General features: G+C 64.9%; 21 protein-coding genes. 13 read left to right on the top strand and 8 right to left on the bottom strand.

The window, feature by feature from the left end:
• Nucleotides 1-69 precede the first annotated feature (69 nt).
• From H8F01_RS03050 to H8F01_RS03030, 5 genes are all read left to right on the top strand, one after another.
• Nucleotides 70-1,521: a DUF1254 domain-containing protein gene (locus H8F01_RS03050; protein ID WP_187057616.1), complete on the top strand. Its 1,452-nt coding sequence runs from the start codon at nt 70-72 to the stop codon at nt 1,519-1,521.
• Nucleotides 1,522-1,849: 328 nt separating this feature from the next.
• A complete protein-coding gene (locus H8F01_RS03045; RefSeq protein ID WP_425490065.1) occupies nt 1,850-2,512 on the top strand; it encodes a 2OG-Fe dioxygenase family protein in 663 nt (220 codons plus the stop codon).
• A 171-nt stretch (nt 2,513-2,683) separates the two neighbouring features.
• Nucleotides 2,684-5,020, top strand: a complete 2,337-nt coding sequence (locus tag H8F01_RS03040) for a SpoIIE family protein phosphatase (protein WP_187057614.1) — start codon at nt 2,684-2,686, stop codon at nt 5,018-5,020.
• On the top strand, nt 4,998-5,393 hold the full coding sequence (locus tag H8F01_RS03035) for an STAS domain-containing protein (protein WP_187057613.1): 396 nt from the start codon (nt 4,998-5,000) through the stop codon (nt 5,391-5,393). The genes H8F01_RS03040 and H8F01_RS03035 overlap by 23 nt, the downstream gene beginning before the upstream one ends.
• A gap of 97 nt (nt 5,394-5,490) precedes the next feature.
• Complete coding sequence (locus H8F01_RS03030) at nt 5,491-6,201, top strand: rRNA pseudouridine synthase (RefSeq protein ID WP_187057612.1); 711 nt, start codon at nt 5,491-5,493, stop codon at nt 6,199-6,201.
• A 91-nt stretch (nt 6,202-6,292) separates the two neighbouring features.
• Here the strand turns inward: H8F01_RS03030 and H8F01_RS03025 are convergent, their stop codons facing one another.
• On the bottom strand, nt 6,293-6,478 hold the full coding sequence (locus tag H8F01_RS03025; RefSeq protein ID WP_187057611.1) for a hypothetical protein: 186 nt from the start codon (nt 6,476-6,478) through the stop codon (nt 6,293-6,295).
• Between the two features lie 111 nt (nt 6,479-6,589).
• A complete protein-coding gene (locus H8F01_RS03020) occupies nt 6,590-7,360 on the bottom strand; it encodes a DUF3011 domain-containing protein (RefSeq protein ID WP_238481124.1) in 771 nt (256 codons plus the stop codon).
• 290 nt (nt 7,361-7,650) lie between these two features.
• Here H8F01_RS03020 and H8F01_RS03015 point away from each other — a divergent pair, with 290 nt between their 5' ends.
• Nucleotides 7,651-9,681 (top strand): BCCT family transporter, encoded by a 2,031-nt coding sequence (locus tag H8F01_RS03015; RefSeq protein ID WP_187057610.1) that lies wholly within the window; start codon nt 7,651-7,653, stop codon nt 9,679-9,681.
• A gap of 32 nt (nt 9,682-9,713) precedes the next feature.
• Here H8F01_RS03015 and H8F01_RS03010 read toward each other — a convergent pair whose 3' ends face one another.
• Entirely contained in the window at nt 9,714-9,929 is a 216-nt protein-coding gene (locus H8F01_RS03010; protein WP_187057609.1) for a DUF3820 family protein, read from the bottom strand.
• A gap of 98 nt (nt 9,930-10,027) precedes the next feature.
• Between H8F01_RS03010 and H8F01_RS03005 the strand changes: the two genes are divergently transcribed.
• Nucleotides 10,028-10,258, top strand: coding sequence for a hypothetical protein (locus H8F01_RS03005; RefSeq protein ID WP_187057608.1), 231 nt, complete (start codon nt 10,028-10,030; stop codon nt 10,256-10,258).
• Nucleotides 10,259-10,404: 146 nt separating this feature from the next.
• Here the strand turns inward: H8F01_RS03005 and H8F01_RS03000 are convergent, their stop codons facing one another.
• The gene (locus H8F01_RS03000) at nt 10,405-11,385 is read right to left on the bottom strand and encodes an alpha/beta fold hydrolase (protein WP_187057607.1); all 981 of its coding nucleotides are present in this window, start codon (nt 11,383-11,385) and stop codon (nt 10,405-10,407) included.
• Nucleotides 11,386-11,523: 138 nt separating this feature from the next.
• Between H8F01_RS03000 and H8F01_RS02995 the strand changes: the two genes are divergently transcribed.
• Nucleotides 11,524-12,405: a helix-turn-helix domain-containing protein gene (locus H8F01_RS02995; protein WP_187057606.1), complete on the top strand. Its 882-nt coding sequence runs from the start codon at nt 11,524-11,526 to the stop codon at nt 12,403-12,405.
• A 134-nt stretch (nt 12,406-12,539) separates the two neighbouring features.
• Here H8F01_RS02995 and H8F01_RS02990 read toward each other — a convergent pair whose 3' ends face one another.
• From H8F01_RS02990 to H8F01_RS02975, 4 genes are all read right to left on the bottom strand, one after another.
• Complete coding sequence (locus H8F01_RS02990) at nt 12,540-12,752, bottom strand: cold-shock protein (RefSeq protein ID WP_187057605.1); 213 nt, start codon at nt 12,750-12,752, stop codon at nt 12,540-12,542.
• A gap of 306 nt (nt 12,753-13,058) precedes the next feature.
• On the bottom strand, nt 13,059-14,642 hold the full coding sequence (locus tag H8F01_RS02985) for a carboxylesterase/lipase family protein (RefSeq protein WP_187057604.1): 1,584 nt from the start codon (nt 14,640-14,642) through the stop codon (nt 13,059-13,061).
• Between the two features lie 215 nt (nt 14,643-14,857).
• Nucleotides 14,858-15,241, bottom strand: a complete 384-nt coding sequence (locus H8F01_RS02980; protein ID WP_187057603.1) for a YciI family protein — start codon at nt 15,239-15,241, stop codon at nt 14,858-14,860.
• A gap of 200 nt (nt 15,242-15,441) precedes the next feature.
• Nucleotides 15,442-16,284 (bottom strand): DUF998 domain-containing protein, encoded by an 843-nt coding sequence (locus tag H8F01_RS02975; protein WP_187057602.1) that lies wholly within the window; start codon nt 16,282-16,284, stop codon nt 15,442-15,444.
• 118 nt (nt 16,285-16,402) lie between these two features.
• On the opposite strand from H8F01_RS02975, the gene H8F01_RS02970 reads away from it, so the two are divergent.
• The 5 genes from H8F01_RS02970 (at nt 16,403) to H8F01_RS02950 (ending at nt 20,642) form a co-directional block, all read left to right on the top strand.
• A complete protein-coding gene (locus H8F01_RS02970; protein ID WP_187057601.1) occupies nt 16,403-16,936 on the top strand; it encodes a dihydrofolate reductase family protein in 534 nt (177 codons plus the stop codon).
• Nucleotides 16,937-17,101: 165 nt separating this feature from the next.
• Nucleotides 17,102-18,037 carry an alpha/beta hydrolase family protein gene (locus H8F01_RS02965; RefSeq protein ID WP_187057600.1) on the top strand — a complete coding sequence of 312 codons (936 nt, stop codon included), beginning with the start codon at nt 17,102-17,104 and terminating at the stop codon, nt 18,035-18,037.
• 716 nt (nt 18,038-18,753) lie between these two features.
• Entirely contained in the window at nt 18,754-19,080 is a 327-nt protein-coding gene (locus H8F01_RS02960; protein ID WP_187057599.1) for a hypothetical protein, read from the top strand.
• A gap of 148 nt (nt 19,081-19,228) precedes the next feature.
• The gene (locus H8F01_RS02955) at nt 19,229-19,555 is read left to right on the top strand and encodes a helix-turn-helix transcriptional regulator (RefSeq protein ID WP_187057598.1); all 327 of its coding nucleotides are present in this window, start codon (nt 19,229-19,231) and stop codon (nt 19,553-19,555) included.
• A gap of 436 nt (nt 19,556-19,991) precedes the next feature.
• Nucleotides 19,992-20,642 (top strand): hypothetical protein, encoded by a 651-nt coding sequence (locus tag H8F01_RS02950; RefSeq protein WP_187057597.1) that lies wholly within the window; start codon nt 19,992-19,994, stop codon nt 20,640-20,642.
• Nucleotides 20,643-20,689: the final 47 nt, after the last annotated feature.

Below are 20,689 nucleotides of genomic sequence, written 5' to 3'. Positions count from 1 at the left end.
GCCGCCATCGCGCCGCCTCCTGTCCGATAAGAACCGCCACTCACGTCATCCCATCAGGAGAGATTGATCATGCGATTGAAGTTTGCGCTCACCGCTCTGGTGGCCTGCCTTGCCACGGCATCGTTCGCCGAGAGTCCGCCCGCGGCTACCTCGTATGCGTTCGAGCGTGGGTACCCGACCGCGGCGACTACCCGGCTGGCGCGGGACGATGCGGATTTCCAGCGGGCCGTGACGGCTTATCGCTTCTGGTATCCCACGGTGTCGGTGGAGGGCATCTTCAACGGCAACCGCGCGGTGGGTGTGGAAGACAACAAGGCCTGGGGCGTTGCCGCTGCCGGCCCACGGCAGGTGGGCTTCACGCTCAATTCCGATACACCGTATGGCTCGGGCGTGCTGGACCTGACCAACGGCCCGATGGTCATCGACCTGCCACCGGGCGCCTATATCGGCCTGGTCGACGATCACAATCAGGGTTGGGTGCAGGACATGGGCCTCCCCGGGCCCGACGCGGGCAAAGGCGGCAAATATCTGTTCCTGCCGCCGGGATACACCGGCAAGGCGCCCGCGGGTTATCACGTCAGTCACTCCAACTCGTTCAAGAACCTGTTCGCGATCCGCGCGCTTCCCGTGGGCGGTGATGCACAGAAAGCGTTGAATGCCTTGCGTGCGGTCAAGGTGTACCCGCTTTCCACCGCCGCCAAGCCGCAACCGCAGGAAGTGGTGGACCTCACCAGCAAGGCGCTGGACAGCAGCAGCCTGAAGTGGGAGGACAACATCCAGTTCTGGGAGCAGTTGTCCAAGATCATCAGCGCCGAGGCGCAGGTTCCGCAGTACCTGCCGATGTACGGCCTGCTGGCGGAACTGGGCATCGAGAAGGGCAAGCCGTTCCAGCCCGATGCGCGCATGAAGGGCATCCTTGAACGCGCCGCCAGGGCAGGACGTGACCAACTGCTGGTATCTGCCTTCGACAGCGACCGGCCGGACCGCATCAACTGGCCTGACCGTCAGTGGGAGTGGGTGGGCCTGGTGCCGGGCAGCGCGCAGTTCGAAACGCCGTGGGGCATGGACCTGGAAGCGCGTGACCGCTGGTTCGCGCAGGCCATCGTGACGTCGCCGGCGATGTTCCGGCGTACCGCCGGTGCCGGCTCGCTGTACTGGATGAGCGTGCGCGACAGCAAGGGCACGTTCCTCGATGGCGGCAAGACCTACAAGCTCACCATTCCACAGCCGGTGCCCGGCAAGCTGTTCTGGTCCGTGACCATCTACGACACCCAGACCCGTTCGCAGGTGCAGACCGATCAGGACAAGGCGGCGCTGCGTTCGCTGTTCGAACTGAAGGATCTGCCGACCAATGGTCCGGTGGACCTGTATGTGGGCCCCACCGCACCGAAGGGTGCCGAGAATCGCTGGATCAAGACCTCGCCGGGCAAGGGCTGGTTTGCCTATATCCGCATCTACGGACCTGAGCAGGCAGCCTTCGACAAGAGCTGGAAGCCCGGCGATTTCGAAGAAGTGAAGTAAGTACGCCAGGCAACCGGTGATCACCAGGCGTCCGCGTGCACGTGCAGGCGGACGCTGTCGTTTTCGCCGCCTGGTTGTGCGCGCACGCGTGACGCACGACGCCAATGCCCCTTCGCACGTGCAGCTTGCCGCGCGCTTTCGCTGGTTGTCGTGTCTGCACCGCCGCTGAAAGATGCGCGCGCGGTACGACACCGCTGCACGAAACCTGTCTGTTAGCCCGACGGCAATCGCTTAACATACGCGCATGCACAACCCCGCCGATTCGTCTGTTCCGTCGCTGCCCGATCAGCTCCTGTCTCCCGGATTCGCCTTTGTGGAAGGCGACAGGATGAAACCCTTGCTCACTTCGCTGGGCGCGCTGATGGACTGGCCCGACTTTGTCGACAGCTGGAATCACCTCGCGCCCGATCCGTATCTGGCGGCCAAGGGGCGGTTTCGCCGGCGGCGGCACGGAACGTTCTCTGCGCCGGCGGATGGCCCGGTTGTCGCCGAGCCGCATCAGCCGCACTTCCAGAGCCTGCAGTACAACACGCTGCAGGGGGACATCCAGCGCTGGTTCGAGCCGATCGATGCGGCCATCGTGCACGGCGACACCCTGGGCACTATCCTGCGCTTCTGCCATCAGCTGTTCGGGCACGTGGCGCCGGCCACCAAACGCTGGCACATCGAGGTGCATCAGTTCCGCATCGAAGCGAGCGCGGATGCGGCCGGTGAGCCGACGCCCGAGGGCAGCCATCGTGACGGTGTGGATTACGTGCTCGTGCTGCTGGTGGACCGCGAGAACATCGCCAGCGGTACCACCACCATCCACACGCCGGAGGGTCGCCTGCTCGGCGATTTCACGCTGACGCATGCGCTGGATGCGGCGCTGATCCACGATCCGGTGGTCTATCACGGCGTGACACCGGTAAGGCCGCTGGTGGCGGACCTGCCGGCCCATCGCGATGTGCTGGTGGTGACGTTCAAGTCAGCCGATGGCGGCATCGGCTGACGTGCACAACGCGTGAAAGCGAGCCTTGTCGGGCGCTTTCATCTCGCGTTGCATCGCCATCAGGCCGCGCGGGTGAGGCCGGGCGCGACACAGTGCACAAACAGCCGTCCAAATGACTTGCCGAAGCGGTGCGCGCATGGCTGAATGACCGGGTCTACAGGGGAACCCGCCATGCTTTTGCGCAGCATCGCTTCGAGGCTGTCCCTATCGGTGCTTGCCGGTTCGGTGGCGGTGCTGGCCATGGCCGGCGCCGTGCTGTTCTATCGGGTAAGCGCACAGATCCTGGAGCAGGCCCACGGCGAGGCCACGGCGCTGGCCAACGAAGCCGGCAACCGCATCGAGCAACGACTGGCCCGCGTGGCCGATACCACCCAGACGCTGGCCGGCGTGGTGAGCGCGCGTCCCGAAGGTATCGACGTCATGCTGCGCGATGCCCTGGCCCGCAACAGCGACCTGTCCGGACTCGCCGCCGCCTTCGTGCCCGCGGCGGGCAACCCGCCCACATCCCCCTTCATCAGCCGGCAGGACGACGGCTCGCTGGGCTGGCGCGACCTGCGTCAGGACGGCACCCGCTACTGGGAGAAAAGCTGGTTCCAGGTGGGTCTGGCCTGCGCGGAAGGTTGTTGGCAAAAGCATTTTTATTCGCAGTCCCGCAAGCGCGAGCTGATCAACTACTCGGCGGCCATCCGCAGGAACGGGCAGCCGGTGGGCCTGATCAATGCCGATGTCTCGCTGGACTGGCTGAGCCGCGTCCTCAAGGACCTGCACAAGCCCGACGGTGCCTACGCGTTCGTGCTGGACGACAACGGCATGTATCTCGCCCACGACAACCCCGCCCTGGTCGGCCAGCGCGGTCGCGCCGAACTGGTGCAGGTGATGGCGCGTCACGAAACGGCGCGTCTGCGTCTGGCGGTGGCGCAGAACCCGCAGGCGAAGGGCAAGCCGGTGTGGATCTACGTGGTTCCCGTCGAAGGCACGCGCTGGGGCTTCGGGCTGGCCGAGCCGGAGGCGATGATTTACGCCGGCGTGCGCAAGGCATTCGTCCGCGTACTGGCGCTGGGGCTGCTTGCGCTGCTGGCGCTGGCGGTGGTCACGCTGGTGGTGACGCGCCGCACGCTTGCGCCGCTGGGCATGCTGGCATCCGGGGCAGAGCAGGTGGCGCGTGGCGCGCTTGACTTCGCCTTGCCGCGGGCGCGCTTTCCCGACGAAGTGGGTCGGCTGACCCGTGCGTTCGACCGCATGCGCAAGGAGCTGGCGGAGCACATCGCGGAGCTGACCCGCAATGCCAGGGAGCAACAGCGCCTGGCCAGCGAGCTGGACATTGCGCACCAGATCCAGACGGCGCTGCTGCCCGGCGAGCACTATCTGGATGCGCATTGCGAGAACTTCGAGCTGCATGCCTTGCTGCGGCCCGCGCGTGCGGTCGGGGGTGATCTCTACAGCTACTTCATGCTCAACGAACGGCGCTTCTGCGTGATGGTGGGCGACGTATCGGACAAGGGCATTCCCGCGGCCCTGTTCATGGCCCGCACCATCACGCTGGCCAAGGCCTTGGCGCCACGTGCACGCTCGCCGCAGCAGTTGCTGGCCATGCTCAACGTGGAGCTGTGCCGAAACAACGACAGCTGCATGTTCGTGAGCCTGCTGTGCGGCATGCTGGATATCTTCACCGGCGAGCTGGTGATGGCCAGTGCGGGCCACGAGCCACCGGTACTGTGCGATGCGGAAGGCGTGCGGCTGATCGAGCTGGATACCGGCGCCGCGCTGGGGCTGGACGAGGAGGCACGTTATCCGGCCCGCACGCTGCGCCTGCAGCCCGGCCAGACCTTGATGCTCTACACCGACGGCATCACCGAAGCCACCGACACGCAGCAGCAGATGTTCGGCAGCGAGCGCCTGCTGGCCTGTCTGGAGCGATCGGGCTCACCTTCCGCCGCTGACCTGGCCAGCGGCCTGCTGGCCGAGGTGGACCGGTTCGCCGAAGGGGCGGGGCAGGCCGACGACATCACCGTACTCGCGCTGAGCTGGCATCATGGCTTCGCCGACAGGAACCCCGCCATGCTGGACCTGACCCTACATGCGTCGATGGACCATGTGTTCGATACCCTGGAGCGATGCGACACGTCGCTGCAGGAGCAGGGCGTGTCGCCCGACGTGCGCGAGGACATCCGCCTCGTGCTGGAAGAACTCATGGTCAACATGGTCGAACACGGCCACGCCGGTCGCTCCGACCGCACGATCAATCTGCACATGCGCCTGAGCGATGGCGCCGTGCTCGTCGACCTGCATCACGACGGATACCCGTTCGACCCGCTGCAGGCGCCTGCGCCCGTGCTCACGGGCGACCTCGCCGACGCCGAAGAGGTCGGTGGGCTGGGCATTCACCTGATACGCGCCATGGCCAGCGAGCTGAGCTACAGCCATGACGAACAAGGCAATCACCTGCAACTTCGCTTTCTCCATCCCGCACGTACGGAGTCCGATCATGACGTTCAGCCTGAAGACTGAAAGCGAGTCGCCCGCGCGCACGACCCTGCATCTGCATGGTCGGCTCGATGCGCAGACCTTCAACGATTTCGACCTTGCCATGCTGGACGTGCTACCCCGGGTCGCCGAAGGCGGCACGGTAGTGCTGGACCTGTCCGCGCTCGATTACATCAGCAGCGCCGGCCTGCGCAGCATTGCGAAGATCCGCCGCAGCATGCGCGCCCGTGGTGGCCACACCTTGCTGCTCAATCCGCAGCCGCAGGTGCGCAAGGTCTTCGACATCGTGAAGGCCGTGCCGGTGAACGAGGTCTTTGCCAGCGCGCAGGAAATGGACGACTACCTCGATCACATCCAGCGGCAGATCACCGGCAACGATCCGGCCGGCATGGTCTGATGCCGCCGCGTTCGGGGCATCCGGGCGGGGTGGTGGAAAGCCGGCGGCAGGTGTCCGCCGCGCTTATAATGGCGCGCCCGCTCCTCAGGCAACGCCGATGACCGAACCTGTACGCCTCGCCAAACGCGTCGCTGCCCTCGCCAACTGTTCGCGGCGCGAGGCGGACATGTATATCGAAGGCGGCTGGGTGCGCGTGGACGGCGTGACCATCGAAGAGCCGCAGTTCAAGGTGCTGGACCAGCAGGTCGAGATCGACCCGCACGCCCACCTCGAACCCGCCGAGCCCGCCACGATGGTGCTGCACAAGCCTGCCGGCGTCTCCATCGACGAAGCCCGCGCATTGATCCGCATGGAAAGCCATGCCGAGGACGACACCTCCGGCGTACGCCTGTTGAAGCGTCACTTCGCCCGCCTGGAGTCGCCGCTGCCGTTGCCGGACAAGGCCAGCGGCCTGGTGGTGTTCACCCAGGACTGGCGGGTGAAACGCCGACTGGAAGATGACGCCGACCGCATCGAGCAGGAGCTGGTGGTGGAAGTGCAGGGCAAGCTGGCACCCAACGGCCTGGCCTTGCTCAATCACGGGCTGGTCTTCGACAACTACGCGCTACCGCCGATCAAGGTGAGCTGGCAGAACGAATCCCACCTGCGCTTCGCACTCAAGCGGATTTCACCCGACAGGGTGGAGCGCATGTGCAGTGCCGTGGGGTTGAAGGTGGTCGCCATCAAGCGCTTGCGCGTCGGCCGCATTTCGATGTCGCGGCTGCAGCCGGGGCAGTGGCGCTATCTGGCCAGCACGGACCGGTTCTGAATCGCTGACGCATCGGCGAACCGGGGCGGAACTTTCCGCCCGGTACGCGAAGCCGGCATCGTACGGGTGCCGGCTGTGGCGCTGGCGCAAGTCAGCGCCGATAAGGCTTGCGGATGCTCTTGGGATCTTGCGGGGCCTGACCGGAGTGCTCCGGGTCGCGGTCAAACTGGTTGGTGGAATGGAAGTCCTGCGTTTCGTCGACGACGCGCGTGGCTTTCTTTCCTGCGTATACGGAGTGGATGTACTCCGTCGACATGGGCCGGGCGGTTTTTTCCATGGGCGGTTCACCGATCGTTGACGGTCTACCGACAGTACTCCCCATGGCCCCGCCTAATGTGAAGAAAGTGCTTGCCGGCCCGTTTGCTGCATTGCGGGCCGGCGTTTTGCCTCACTGGCCGCGCGTGCGGGTCAGGCTCTGTACACCACCATCGTTTCGCAGCATGCAGACGAAACGGCCATCCGGATAGTCGATGATCAGTTCCTTGTAGTCGTTGCCCACGGGCACACTGGTGACCACGGCGCCCTGGCTTCCCTTGCGGCTATTGCAGGCCGCCAGTGCCGGGTTGCCGGCATCATCGTTGCCATCCGCTGCGTGGTCATGGTTGCGGGAAACATTCTCGAAAACGGCGCGGCATCCGCCGTTGACCCACACCGAATGGTTTGAAAGCCCCCAGTTCTGGCCTTCGCGGCAGTCGGTGTGGCTCAGCTGCTTCACCATGTGCACGTTGCCGCGCGTGTCCATGTCGCACCACACCTGCTTCGCATCGCTGGATTCGCAAGTGACTTTCGATGGCAGCGGGCCATTGTCGTGCCCGTCATGGCTGTCGCTACGCGCCTGCTGTCCATGGGTGCCCTCGGCCATCTGGCAAACCCCGTGCGCGCCGCCGCGGGCCGTGTAACTGAGCTGCGTGCCGCCGTCGCCGGTTGAAATGGAGATGGTCGTGCCCGATTGCCCGTCGCGTGCCTCGTAGTAGCTGTCGCTGAAGCGCTTCAGGCTGGCCTCCCTTCCATTGACGAACACCGGGCCGCCATCGTCGGCATGCAGCTCGATGCCACCCGGGCACGTTGCGTTGAGGAAGGGAACGCCCGCCACAGCGGGCCCCGCCGCCGCGCCGCCAAACATGAGCAGGAACACGGCAAGCGCTTTTTTCATCGACATGGTGCGGCTCATGCGTCGGGAGGTTGATAAGAACCTTAGCGGTTCGCCCGTGCCTTCGTCTGCACTTTCGTCCATCGCGTTGGTTTTCGGTGTTCTGTGGATCAGCTTTAGGTAGAACTACCTAGCATTGGGTTTGCAATTTGCGGATTCCGCAGTCCGCGTTTTCGCTTAGTCTCGAACGATCGCGGCGCGGCCGGAATCCCTGGGCCGGCACGCCGTGGTGCGGCAGGCACGCGAGCCCTGTCGGGATGGCCAAACGACATCGGATTCCTTGACGGAGTATCCCGGTCATGCAGACCCCAGCCAGGCGAGTCATCACCACGCTGAAAGCACCGGTGGTCGTTCCATCGCTGGTCGTCATTGGCGCCCTGCTGGTGGTGTGCGGACTATGGCCGCAGGAGGCCGGGGAATGGTTCCAGTCGGTGCAGGCGTGGGTCATTGCGCGCTTCGACTGGTTCTACGTGCTCTCCGTGGCCGCGTTCCTCGCGTTCCTCGTGATCATCGCCATGAGCAAGTTCGGCGATATCAAACTGGGGCCGGACGATGTGGAACCTGATTTCAGTTTCCTGTCGTGGACGGCCATGCTGTTCGCCGCCGGCATGGGCATCGGCCTGATGTACTTTGGCGTCGGCGAGCCGATGCAGCATTACCTGTCACCGCCGAGCGCACAGGCCGGCACGCCCGACGCGGCGCGCGAAGCCATGCTGATGACGTTCTTCCACTGGGGCTTCAGTGCATGGGCCGTCTATGGCGTGATGGGCCTGGTGCTGGCGTACTTCGGTTTTCGCTACAACCTGCCGCTGACGTTCCGTTCCGGCCTTTATCCCATCCTGCGCGAGCGCGTGAACGGATGGATAGGGCATGCCGTGGACGCCTTCGCCCTGATCGGCACCATTGCCGGCATCGCCACCACGCTGGGGTTCGGCGTGATGCAGCTCAGCGCCGGGCTGCACGAGGTGGCCGGCTGGAATACCGAAAGCACGGTCTTCCGCATCGGACTGGTGGTCGTGGTGGTAGGGCTGGCGGGCCTGTCCGCGGCCAGCGGTCTGGACAAGGGCGTGCGCCGCCTTTCCGAACTGAACCTGTTGCTGGCGATCCTGCTGCTGGTATTCGTTGCCGTCACCGGACCCACGTCGTACATCCTGCGTGCGCTGGGCGACAACATCGGCAATTACCTGTCCAGCCTGGTCGATCTTTCCTTCCACACGTATGCCTATCAGCCTCCGCAGGAGGAAGGCTGGTTCGCCAACTGGACCATTCTTTACTGGGCATGGTGGGTGTCGTGGTCGCCCTTCGTCGGCATGTTCATCGCGCGCATCTCACGCGGAAGGACGTTGCGGCAGTTTGTAGTCGGCGTGCTGCTGGTGCCCACCGCATTCAACCTGATCTGGATGACGGTGTTCGGCAACAGCGCCATCTGGCTGGACACGCATGAGGCCGGCGGGGCGCTCGCGCAGACGGCAACGAACGTGGATGCGTTGTTGTTCCGCTTTTTCGATTACCTGCCGTTGACGCGCGCGCTGTCCATCGTGGCCATCGTGCTGATCGGCGTGTTCTTCGTGACATCGGCCGATTCCGGTGCTTTCGTGATCGATACCATTGCCACGCGCGGTGCGCCTGACTCGCCGGTGTGGCAGCGCCTGTTCTGGGCGTTCCTGCTCGGCGTCACCGCGGTGGTGCTTATCGTGGCCGGCGGCCTGAAGGCGTTGCAGGCCATGACGCTGATCTCGGCGCTGCCCGTCACCATCATCATGCTGGCGCTCTGTTATGGCTTATGGCGCGGCCTGCAGGCGGATCAGGCGCATTACTCGCAGGACATGGCGCCGGCAACCAGCTTCTGGTCAGGACAGCACTGGCGGTTCCGGCTGTCGCGCATGCTCCATCGCTACTCCGAGGCGGATGCCCGCGAGTTCATCGCGCAGACCGTGGCCCCTGCGCTGGAAAACGTGGGGGAGGAACTGCGCGCGGCGGGCGTGCCGGCTCAGGTGGACGCGGGCAGCGGGGGCAGCGTGCAGCTCACGGTGCCTGCATCAGGGCAGCGGGACTTCGTGTATGGCGCCCACGTGCTCATCAAGAGTGTGCCGGCGTTCCTTCCGCGCGAGGCTGCCGAGCCGGATCCGGAGCGCCCGCACGCGTATGACGTGTCGGTGTTTTTCGCGGACGGACGCGAGGGCTACATCATCAGCTACCTGCGTCCGGAAGAAATCATCGCGGACGTGCTGCGTCAGTACGAGCGTTACATGCTGCTCGCCACGGACCGCCGCACCGATCTGCTCAAGGGCGCGCCCGAGCACGCCGGCCCACCGCCGACGGACGCGTGACGTCATCCTGGCGGTTGCAGTCGCAGCGGCCGCTACCTGCGTTTGCGCAGCGGATCGAGCAGTGACTTCAGTCCGTTGTGATCGATCTCCAGCGCCAACGCCAGAAGATTGCCCAGGTCCCCCTTGGGGAAGCCCTTGCGGGCATACCAGGCCAGATAAGCGCCAGGCAGGTCCGCGATAAGGCGGCCCTGGTATTTGCCATAGGGCATGGTCATGGTGACCAGTCGTTGCAGGTCTTCGGGTTTCATCCGGTGGATTGTCGCAGGTGTTCAAGGGGCCTGTTGTGTGGCGTCGGTCCGGCGATGTGCGAGGAGTAGACTCCGCGTCCATGGTGACAGGAGGGACCATGAAAACGGACAAGACCTACTGGTTCGGCCCCAAGCGTGTCGGCATCGGCTTCGGGCCGCGGTCGTGGCAGGGATGGGCGGCCATTGGCCTGTATGCGCTGCTGATGATGGTGTTGCCGGATGTGATGGGCGCACAGCTTGATCACCGTGTGCGCGTTGCCAGCATGGTGGGGCTGACGGTCGCTTTCCTGATCGTGTTTGTGTGGAAGCTGGATACGTCGAAACGGTAGGTGGCTGGCGTGATCGAGAAGAAGCCCGGCTTGTGCCGGGCTTTTTGGTTTGGGGGTCTTGTGCCGTTTTGGACTTCGTAGGTGGCTTCCCGGATTCCGCTTCGCTTCATCCGGGCTACGGGACACGGGACACGCGGGGGATCAGATCAGGCGACGTTCCACAGGCGCCTTGCCTCTTCGGCAATCACGTCCGGAAATTCTTCCTGGAAGAACAGCTTGCCCTCCGGCACATGGCGGATGCCTTGCGAGCGGGGGAAGAGGTGGTCGAGGTAGCCAGCATCGGCCTGTTTGAACACGGTGTCGCTGGCGCCCCAGACGATGCGCACGGGCACTTGGCTCTTCTTCAGCGCGGCTTCGATCCCGGCGAGCGGATTGGGTTCCAGTGCGAGATGAAACGCCTCGTACTGCTTGCGATGCAAGGGCGAACTCACCAATGGCGTCACGTAATAGGCGATGGTCTCCGCGCTCAATTGCCCGGGTCGGGCGAACACTGCCGCACCAAAGGTGGCGCGGGCCAATGCAGGGTCGGTGAGCCATTTCGCGGTGGCATCCGCGAGGGTGCCGGCCTTGGCCATGTCGATGGCGGGCTTGGCGCCGGCGGGCGGGCTGTCGGGCTCCACGTCACCGTTGGTCAGCAGCATCGACCGCACGCGTGACGGATGGCGCACCAGGAACAGCTGCGCCACGGCGCAGCCGATGTCGCTGGCCACGATGTCCACCCTGTTCACGTGCAAGTGATCGAGCAGGGCGGCCAGCATGTCGGTCTGGGCGTCGGCGGACAGCGACTGGTGTTCCGGCACCTCGGAGTAGCCCAGGCCCATGAAATCCGGCGCGATGCAGCGCCGCTGCGACGACAGCCGGTCCAGCGCGCCGCGCCACTGAAAGCCATTCAGCGGTGCGCCGTGCAGGAACACCGCTGCCTCGCCGGTGCCACGCTCGACATACGCAATGCGCCCGAATGGCAGGCTGGCGTAGCGGCGGGAGGCGTGGAACCAGGCGGCATCCGACACGCCAGAGGCTTCGCCGCCCCGGGCCAGCGCCAGCGGCGGGGTGCCGAGCAGGGCGGGGCCAAGCACGCTCGCGGCCAGGCCGGCACTGCTCCACTGCAGGAATTGCCTGCGCTTCATCGTGATACTCCATGGGTTGGTGATGAAGCCAGCTTGGCGATCGCGCCATGCCGCCGCGCGCACGTTCGGATGCTGCCGGATACAAAGGGATGACTTTGGTGCCTTGCCACCGCAGGAAATCGCCCTTACAAGGACCACGTGAGCAACGACCGGCCCTCGTGCTACCCCACGCCCCCCGCCGCACTGTCGTCGGGCTCGGAGGGGCTTCGCCTGCCGCTGCTTGATGTGCTGACGTCCCCGGTGCCCACCGGCCTGTTTCCTTCGCCAGTGGATACCCGTCACGTGCTCTGCCTGCATCTGGGGGAGCCGGTGCCGGTGTCGTACCGGGCCGGGCGGGTGGAGCGGCAGGGCACGCGCCTGCACGGGCAGTTCTGCGTGGTGCCGGCGGGCTCCAGTACCGTGTGGACCCTGTCGGGCCCGGCGCGCTCGCTGTTGCTGCGGCTGTCGCCCTCGTTGCTGCGGGAAACCGGTGAAACCATGGGGCTCGCCGGGCACAACGGCGAGCTCGCGCCCTCCATCCACGTCCGCGACTCACAGATCGAGCAAATCGGCTGGATGATGCAGGCCGAAGATCACCATGCGTATCCGGGCGGCCGGTTGTTCGTGGACAGCCTGGCCTCCGCGCTGGCGGCGCGCCTGCTGGCCCTGCAGTCCCGTCATCGGCGCGCGCAGGAGTCCGCGCCACGCGCGCTGCCGTCGTGGCGGCTGAACCAGGTGGTCGAATACATCGAGGCCCATCTGGACCAGGACCTCACGCTGGCCGAACTGGCGGCCGTGGCAGGCTTCAGTGTGTCCCACTTCAAGCCGCTGTTCCGCGAGGCCACCGGCAAGCCGGCGCATCGCTTCGTGCTGGAGCGCCGCGTGGAGCGGGCGCGCTGGCTGTTGCAGCAGGGGCGTGCCAGCGTGATGGACGTGGCGCTGGAAACCGGCTTTGCCCATGCCAGCCATCTGGCGAGGTGCATGCGGCAGGTGCTGGGCCTGAGCCCGTCACAGGTTGCCAGGCGCAGACTGCCCGACTAGCCGTGTCTCATCGATGGAAGAGAGCGGTGGCCCGTGTGACGCGGGCTATACGGCGGAGCTGGCCCGGGGGCCGGATCGCAGGCAAAAAAAACCGGCACAAGGCCGGTTTTTTCTTCTTACAGGCTAATGCCTGATCAGAGCACCTTGACCTGGTCGGCCTGCAGGCCCTTCTGGCCCTGCGTCACGACGAAGGACACCTTCTGGCCTTCGGCGAGGCTCTTGAAGCCATTGGACTGGATCGCACGGAAGTGCACGAACACGTCGTCACCACCCTGGTCACGGCTGATGAAGCCAAAACCCTTGGCGTCGTTGAACCACTTGACGGTGCCGGTTTCTGCCTGGGACATGATATTTCTCCTTGGAAAATGTAAAGCCGCAAAGCGGCGAAAAAGCTGGTCACAAGGAGGAATGGAGTGCAACGGCGTAGTGAAATTGCGATCTACAGCATGCGGCCACAATTCACGGTGACCCTTGAAACTCAGCCGGCGCACAATAACGAATCGCCGGCCTAAAGTCCAAGCAGAAATAGATCCGGCACACGGCCTACCCCTTTTGGGCAGGCCTTTTCCTACTTTTGATGCTGATTTTTGGCGGGTTCCGCACACTTTGGGGTCGTGCGACAGTCTGGCGACAGGTAGGGCGAAACCGTCGTCTCAGCGCTCTCCGCCCGGGTCGTTGGCCAGCAGGAAGCGGTAGCGGGCGGCCCCCTGATCGACTTCCGTGGACGTGTGCTCGCCAATACGCTGGCGCAGCAGGCCCCCGTCCTGCTCGGCCACGGCGGGCCATGCCGGCAGGCCCGGGCCGTTGGGGTCGCCTGTCTTGATGAAATTGACCCAATACCCCTGGGTGAGTGCCGAGACCTGGCGGTCGGCGTCGGTCCAGGCAAAGACAGCGTTGCCGGGCAGGTTGCCCAGCGCGTACTCGATCTCCGCACTGTGCACCGCGCCCTCGTCGGGGCCGCCGCTGCCGTCGCGCTTGGCCGGGCGCGGCCGGGTGAAGTAGTAGAAGTGCACCGGCGCCCCCGTGCGGCGCTGCAGTTCCATCCAGCGCCAGGTGGACCAGGCAATGAAGCGGTCGCCCGCAAGGGCCGTTCCCGAGTGCCTGACCTCGTCCTCGGTGCTGCCGGGATAGAGCTTCAGCGCCTCGGCGGCGTGGACGCCAAACAGCTTCTGCACCGCCGCGCGATAGTTGGCCGGCGTCGGTGCCCGGTTATCGAGCAGGTTGGCATAGCTGCCTTCCTGTGAATTCGTGCCCAGCAGCAGGGGAACGCGCGCCTGATCCCCGGCCTCGTAGATCGCCTCGGGCGAGCGCGGGAAGAAGTAACCGTCCACGGTGGGGCGGAACGAGGGCGCGTCTTTGCGGCCCGACACGTCCAGCAGGGCCTGTGCGCTCATCGCGCGCAGCTGGTCCAGGGAATGTGCCTTGGCCAGCCGGGTGAACTGTTCGCCCCTATGCATGGCCTCGCTCAGGGGAATCGGCTTGAGGTTGCCGAGCATGGCGCCGCTTTCGCCAATGGCGCCGCGCACAAGGCCCTTCGACAAGGGCGAAGCCAGCTGTGCCGACACCGACATCGATCCCGCCGACTCACCACCCATGGTGACCTTGTCGGGATCGCCGCCGAACCGGGCGATGTTGCTGCGCACCCATTGCAATGCCGCCTGCTGATCGAGCAGCCCGTAATTGCCCGCGGCGTGTGCCGGCGATTCCGCCGCCAGTGCCGGGGTGGCCAGGAAGCCGAGCACATCCAGGCGATAGTTCACGGTGACCGTCACCACGCCGTGCTGCGCCATGCTTGCACCGTCGTAACGCGGCTCCGATGCATCGCCGGCGATGAAGCCACCGCCGTAGAAGTACACCAGCACCGGCAGCTTCTTGCCCTCACTGTCGGCGGGCGTCCACACGTTGAGGTACAGGCAGTCTTCGCTCATGCCGTCGGAGCGGAACACCATGTCGTTGTAGACGGGGCGCTGCATGCAGCGCGGGCCGAAATGATCGGCCGTGCGCACGCCTTGCCACGGGCTCACCGGCTGCGGCGGCTTCCAGCGCAACGGACCCACCGGCGGCGCGGCATAGGGAATGCCCTTGAACACGTTCAACCCTGCATCGCTCACGCCTGACAACGGGCCGTTGGCGGTGCCCACCACCGGCGTCGATGGGGATGCGAGTGCGGGCAGCGAGACGGCGGTCATGATCAAACCATGGATCAGGTGTCGCGCAAGCGAGGGGGCTTTGAACATGATCAAACCTTTCCGGGAGGGTGGAACGCCGCTCGTCGTCGGCGTGCTGAGCCTATCTAAGCCAAGGCGCCTTCAGATATCCACCATGCCAGCTTACGTTTTTGCAGACAGTCCCACAGGTCATCCGCTTCGCCACGCGCCATGCCGACGTCGCCTGACCGCAGGCCCGGATGTCGTTGTGATCCATCCGGGCCAGTCGATCACGTGAGCAGGGTTCAGTCGCTGGACGAAGGCATCAGGTCCGCCATTTCATACAGCGGTCGGATCTCGATGTCGCTGGGGCCCGGCATGGGGTTGGGGCAACGCTTCACCCAGGCGATGGCCTCGTCCATGTCTTTCACTTCCCACAACCAGTAGCCGGCAACCAGCTCCTTGGTTTCGGTGAACGGCCCATCGATGACAGTGCGACTGGCGCCGTCAAACGCCACGCGCTTGCCATCCGATGATGGCCGCAAACCATCGGCGGCGCGCAGCACGCCGGCCTTGACCAGCTCGTCGTTGAACTTGCCCATCGCTTCGAGCATCTCGAGCGATTCGGGCGTGTGGACGAAGCCCTTTTCGCTATCGGCCGTTGCCTTCACCAGCACCATCACGCGCATCGCCTGTCTCCTCGTTGGAGCCTTTGTCGGTCCTGTACTGCAACGACGAACGACGCCGCCCGAAATCGACACCCGCGGCGTAACCCCGTAGCCCGGATGGAGCGTAGCGCAATCCGGGACGCCACCTTTCCGGATACCGCACGCCGCCATCCCGGATGGCGCTGCGCTTCATCCGGGCTACGAGATGCCATGCGACGAGGTCACTCCGCCACGGATGCAGCCGTGCGTGGCGAGTCATCCACGATGTTCCGGTTCTTCGTCAGCGCCAGGCTGACGCCGGCCAGCCACAGGCACCAGGTGAAAAAGAGCATGCGTTGCACGATGCCGTAGAACGGCCGCTCAAACTGCCAAAGACGGCTGTGCAGATCGAGCACGCTCAGGTTCGCGGTGATCGCCACCCACATCAGCACGCCCATCACCCACGAGAACCGCACCAGTCCGGCCGCCGACGTTTCACGGCGCCAGGTAAGCGCGAACACCCACGGGGCCTGATAGCCGACGAACTCCGACAGGCCGAACACGCCATGCAGCGGATGGGGATACGCAAAGATTCCGACACCCGCCGACGACATGGCCATGAAGCCGGTCAACCAGGCGGCGGCGGACGAGCGACCCAGCCTGCGCGACGCATCCCTCAGGCCACTGGCAAACAGCAGCACGCACACGCTGACCATGCAGAGCATGACCGCAAACGGCACGCGGGCAGGGGAGTCCAGCTCGCCAATTTCGCTGACGGTCTGCCTGATCGAGTCGTAGCCCGGCACCAGCAGCGGCAACAGCACGAATCCACCCCACAGCACGAAGGCGGCGACAAGACCAAAGCAAAGCCGGGTACGGAGTGGCAGCAGGGGCGATTTCCCCGCGCCGCGGACATCAATCGTTGCATGGGGCATCTGTGCAAGCCTCCTGATCTGGAAAACCACACAAACCGAACCAGTGTCGCGTGTTGTCGCCATGGCGCATGGCTGGCAGCTGGTTATCGCAGATAAAGCTGACAGGTCGCTTGCTGGCCGCGTGATGCTGCCGCGCCGTTCAGCCAGCATGGCGAATGCCGCCGGCGGTTCACGCGACCCTGTCAGGCGTAGACTCCCCAAGGTTCATCGGCCCGCCATCGCCTGCCGCAGCATGCATGGCACCACACACCTTGCGTGGAGACATTCCATGGCGAAGTTTGTCTACGGATTGAACGTGTCTTTGGATGGCTACATCGATCACCAGCGCATGGGTGTTCCCGATCCCGTGCTCTTCCGGCACTTCGTCGCACAGGTACGTGGCCTCGCCGGCATGGTCTATGGCCGCCAGATGTACGAGGTGATGCGCTACTGGGACGAAGACGGCGACAACTGGGGAGCCGACGAGCACGACTACGCCACCGCATGGCGGAGCCGTCACAAATGGGTCGTGTCGCGTTCACTTTCGTCCGTTGGCCCGAATGCCACGCTGATCTCCGATGACATCGATGCCGCGTTGCGCAGGCTGAAGAGCGAGGTCGACGGCGAAATGGACATCGCCGGTACCGTGCTGGCGCAGAGCCTGGCCGAGTTGAGCCTTATCGATGAGTACCGCCTCTACCTGCATCCCCTGGTGCTTGGCCACGGCAAACCCTACTTCTCCGGCACGCATCCACGCCTGCACCTGGTCGCCAGCGAGGTGATCGCCAACGATGTGATCCGGCTGACCTACGTGCCGGCCTGACGGCGTCCTGCGTTCTCCCACGCGGGCCGAACGCGGGGCGGCGCCTTGCCCCGATCACGCCCGCATAACGGGTTCTCCACTGAACTACGGCCGGGCGAGGGCGCAGTGCGTCCCGCCCGCTCAGGGGAGCTACCCATTCCATCCTTGTCTTAGGGAGTCATGTCGATGATTCGCCTGCTTGTCCTGGCGTGCCTGATCGCGGGCATCAGCCTGCCGGCCGCCGCAACGGTTGAACCCTTTCCCCCGTCGTTCCGCGTGCAGGACATCGCCACGGACGGTGCCACCATCCATGTTCGCGTCGGCGGCAAGGGGCCTGCCGTGGTCCTCCTGCACGGCTTTGGCGACACCGGCGACATGTGGGCGCCGCTGGCGGCTGACCTGGTGCGCAACCACACGGTGATCGTGCCCGACCTGCGCGGCATGGGCCTGTCCTCGCATCCGGAGGGCGGCTACGACAAACGCACCCAGGCGGCCGATATCCGCAGCGTGCTGACCAAGCTCGGCATCGATCATTCCGCCGTGGTGGGACATGACATCGGCACCATGGTGGCCTACGCCTATGCCGCCCGCTATCCGGACAAGACCGATCGGCTCGTGGTGATGGATGCACCGGTTCCCGGCATCCCGCCGTGGGATCAGATCGTGCGACTGCCCGCCCTGTGGCATTTCGATTTTGGCGGCCCGGACATGGAACGCCTGGTGGCCGGGCGCGAGCGCATCTATCTGGACCGCTTCTGGAACGAGTTTGCCGGTGATCCGTCGAAGGTGGACGAAGCCACGCGGCAACACTATGCCGAACTGTATGCACGCCCCCATGCGATGCACGACGCCTTCGCGCAGTTCCGTTCCATCCGCAAGGACGCCGAAGACAACAAGGCCGGGCTGGCCACCAAGCTCCCCATGCCCGTGCTGGCGATGGGCGGTGAAAAATCCTTCGGCGAAAACGAAGCCATCGTGATGCGCAACGCCGCGACCAACGTGACGGAACTGGTCGTTCCCAAGGCCGGTCACTGGCTGATGGAAGAAGCGCCGGCCATCGTCATTCCGGCCGTGCACAACTTCATCGACGGCAAGCCGGTGGCATCGGCGCTAACCAAGTAACGGTGTGGGGCAGGGCGCAGGCGCGCCAGCGAGACTGGCCGCCTGTGTTCCTCTCGAAGGTTGCGCTGTCGTGAGCGTCACCACGGCTGGACTCCGTCTGCCCTGCGCCTCGTTACGCTGATGACCCTCAGGCCATAAGGGCGTCCTAATCGTCATCCCTCTCGGGCCATCGGGCATCTTCACCGTCATTTCCACGAAGGCGATCCGGCTCACTCACCGTCATTCCCCTCGGGCGATCCGATCCCCTCACCGTCATTTCCCTGAGGCCATCCGATCCCCTCACCGTCATTCCCGCGAAAGCGGGAATCCAGTGCCTTTGCAGCATGCGGAAGAGCCTGAAGTCGCTGGATTCCCGCTTTCGCGGGAATGACGGTGAGGGGGACTGGTGTCATCACGGAGTGACACAACGACAGAGCGACACAACGACACAACGACACAACAAATCGCCTCGACCGCTACGAAGCAGTCAACGTCACCCATTCACTGACACCCCGCTATTGCCGCCACGACCCGCGAGTCTGGATAAACCCCACACGTCGCAAAGGCGAATCCCCAATGACGCCGCCTGACCTGCTCCGCTAGGGTGGAATGGCTGCTCGCGGGTGTCTTCGGACGGGGTTGCGAGCGGCCACGGCAGTCATGCCGTGAGTCGCGGGCCGCAGGTGCTGAAACACCTGCGGCCCGCTAACCATCACCAACTATCACGAGAGTTGATCATGGCTACAGTCGATCATACGGCACGCCTGTGCCTATCCATTCCAATGGGCAACGCCTCACGCGCTTCGCCCGCCGCCGATCCACCGGCGCACGACCACACGTCGCCATCGCTTCGGCTTTCCACGTTGGATGACGTGGCGTTTGCACTGCATGCACTGGAACTGCTTTGCCGGGATGACGAGCGGTTACGTCATGCGGGGCGGCACCCTGATATGCCGCCGCTGCTGCCGTTGGCCACTTACTTCAAGCAAGGCGTCACGGTGGCCATGCAGTGTCTGGCGCAGTACGCCCGGCAGCTCGGCAGCGGGCAGGTGACGAGCGCGTAAGCGACCGGAATGATCGAGCCTTGTGGCGTGTCGCCTCCTTGACGGCGCGCCACACCCGGCCATTGCGGACAGCCCAGCCCGACTTTTGCCTACACGGATTCCGTCACTGGTATCCGCCGGTTCCGTGCATCCCGAAGGAAAGCAATCCATGCGCCACGAACTTCCGCCGCCCAAGGTAGTACTGCATCCGTCCATGCAGCTCGACACCACCGCGGAACTACGCGCCCCCTGCGCCGTGCTCCGCGACGACTACATGCTTCCCCAAGCCATGAGCGCCGACGAACTGGCACGCCGCTCCGGCATCCCCGCCTGGCAAGTCCGCCGCCTGCTCGACGGCGCGCCCATCTATGCCGAAGAAGCCCTGCGCCTGGCCGCCGCGCTCAAGACCAGCGCCATCTACTGGCTGCTGCTGCAGGCTCGCCACGATCTGGAAAAGGCGCTGCGCGAGAACCCGCCCGGCGTTTTGCCCAGGTAGGGTGCCGACGTCCGATGTGGGTCGAAGGTGGAAGCTTCAGCATATGTGGCCCGGATGGAGCCATCGGCGGAATCCGGGATGGACCGAAGCGCTGCATGTCATGGTTGCCCGGGTGCGGCGATCCCGGATTCTCGCTGCGCTTCATCCGGGCTACGGACTGCGCCCCGCACCTCCAAAGTCACGTTTGGGGTCGAAAGCGGACGCTTCAGCATTTGTGGCCTGGATGGAGCCATCGGCGGAATCCGGGATGGACCGAAGCGCTGCATGCCATGGTTGCCCGGGTGCGGTGATCCCGGATTTTCGCTGCGCTTCATCCGGGCTACGGGATGCGCGCCGGGTCTCCAGGCCGGCCCGGGCAACGGTGCGGCGACGGGGGCTTCAGCTTCATTTGGCAGTCGAGCGCCAAGGCTTGATCACCCGGCGAATGCCGGGGCTTATGCCCTACGGTCAGATTTTCCGGCCATTTTGTTATTTCAAAAGCGGCGGGCGGTGGCAAATACTCGCGCCAGGGTTCCAGCAATACGCGCGGGAAGAGCCCTGCAACGCCCAGCCCAGCGACGCCGGACGGCGGTCGTCCGGGAATCCCACGCATGACGGCGTGCTGATCACGGTGACGAAGTACAGGCTTATGACAGACGAACCGTTGACCTACGTGTGGCCCAGGGGCACGCCGCTCTTCGGCGTCATCGGCCTCTGCGCCCTGGGCGTCCTGCTGGCGGCGCAGCCAGAGCTCACCCATGTCTTCGCCGGAAAGGTGGCTGTTGCGTCGTACTTCTTCGTGGCCACGCTGTTCTGCCTACATCTCTATCGCTTTCGCGTGATTCTTGACGCCACATCGATACAGGCGGGCAGCTTCTTCCTGCGGAAGATGAGGTTTGCCGATGTTGTTCGAGCAACGTACGTCCATGGCCGTGACAGCGGACAGATCGTCCTCCACGCCAGCAACGGCATGCATATCGGTATAGGGGAGACCCTCGAGGACTTCCGTGCTTGCGTTGCGGCGATCAATGCAAGGTTGCCCGCCCATCTTTCGATCCCGTATATCGAACGCGCACCGGCTTCCGGGCAGGCCTGGCGGGTGGACTAGCCCAAGTGCAGCACACGCACGAGCTTCGTCGAGTCGATGGTGTCCAG

The organism is Dyella telluris (genome assembly GCF_014297575.1).
Lineage (GTDB): Bacteria > Pseudomonadota > Gammaproteobacteria > Xanthomonadales > Rhodanobacteraceae > Dyella > Dyella telluris.
This window is presented reverse-complemented; position numbering and strand designations above follow the sequence as displayed.

Excerpts from the sequence above, each read along its gene's own strand:
- H8F01_RS03050 (WP_187057616.1), top strand. The coding sequence starts at position 70 with ATGCGATTGAAGTTTGCGCTCACCGCTCTGGTGGCCTGCCTTGCCACG.
- H8F01_RS03045 (WP_425490065.1), top strand. The coding sequence starts at position 1,850 with ATGAAACCCTTGCTCACTTCGCTGGGCGCGCTGATGGACTGGCCCGAC.
- H8F01_RS03040 (WP_187057614.1), top strand. The coding sequence starts at position 2,684 with ATGCTTTTGCGCAGCATCGCTTCGAGGCTGTCCCTATCGGTGCTTGCC.
- H8F01_RS03035 (WP_187057613.1), top strand. The coding sequence starts at position 4,998 with ATGACGTTCAGCCTGAAGACTGAAAGCGAGTCGCCCGCGCGCACGACC.
- H8F01_RS03030 (WP_187057612.1), top strand. The coding sequence starts at position 5,491 with ATGACCGAACCTGTACGCCTCGCCAAACGCGTCGCTGCCCTCGCCAAC.
- H8F01_RS03025 (WP_187057611.1), bottom strand. The coding sequence starts at position 6,478 with ATGGAAAAAACCGCCCGGCCCATGTCGACGGAGTACATCCACTCCGTA.
- H8F01_RS03020 (WP_238481124.1), bottom strand. The coding sequence starts at position 7,360 with ATGTCGATGAAAAAAGCGCTTGCCGTGTTCCTGCTCATGTTTGGCGGC.
- H8F01_RS03015 (WP_187057610.1), top strand. The coding sequence starts at position 7,651 with ATGCAGACCCCAGCCAGGCGAGTCATCACCACGCTGAAAGCACCGGTG.
- H8F01_RS03010 (WP_187057609.1), bottom strand. The coding sequence starts at position 9,929 with ATGAAACCCGAAGACCTGCAACGACTGGTCACCATGACCATGCCCTAT.
- H8F01_RS03005 (WP_187057608.1), top strand. The coding sequence starts at position 10,028 with ATGAAAACGGACAAGACCTACTGGTTCGGCCCCAAGCGTGTCGGCATC.
- H8F01_RS03000 (WP_187057607.1), bottom strand. The coding sequence starts at position 11,385 with ATGAAGCGCAGGCAATTCCTGCAGTGGAGCAGTGCCGGCCTGGCCGCG.
- H8F01_RS02990 (WP_187057605.1), bottom strand. The coding sequence starts at position 12,752 with ATGTCCCAGGCAGAAACCGGCACCGTCAAGTGGTTCAACGACGCCAAG.
- H8F01_RS02985 (WP_187057604.1), bottom strand. The coding sequence starts at position 14,642 with ATGTTCAAAGCCCCCTCGCTTGCGCGACACCTGATCCATGGTTTGATC.
- H8F01_RS02980 (WP_187057603.1), bottom strand. The coding sequence starts at position 15,241 with ATGCGCGTGATGGTGCTGGTGAAGGCAACGGCCGATAGCGAAAAGGGC.
- H8F01_RS02975 (WP_187057602.1), bottom strand. The coding sequence starts at position 16,284 with ATGCTGGCTGAACGGCGCGGCAGCATCACGCGGCCAGCAAGCGACCTG.
- H8F01_RS02970 (WP_187057601.1), top strand. The coding sequence starts at position 16,403 with ATGGCGAAGTTTGTCTACGGATTGAACGTGTCTTTGGATGGCTACATC.
- H8F01_RS02965 (WP_187057600.1), top strand. The coding sequence starts at position 17,102 with ATGATTCGCCTGCTTGTCCTGGCGTGCCTGATCGCGGGCATCAGCCTG.
- H8F01_RS02960 (WP_187057599.1), top strand. The coding sequence starts at position 18,754 with ATGGCTACAGTCGATCATACGGCACGCCTGTGCCTATCCATTCCAATG.
- H8F01_RS02955 (WP_187057598.1), top strand. The coding sequence starts at position 19,229 with ATGCGCCACGAACTTCCGCCGCCCAAGGTAGTACTGCATCCGTCCATG.
- H8F01_RS02950 (WP_187057597.1), top strand. The coding sequence starts at position 19,992 with ATGCCCTACGGTCAGATTTTCCGGCCATTTTGTTATTTCAAAAGCGGC.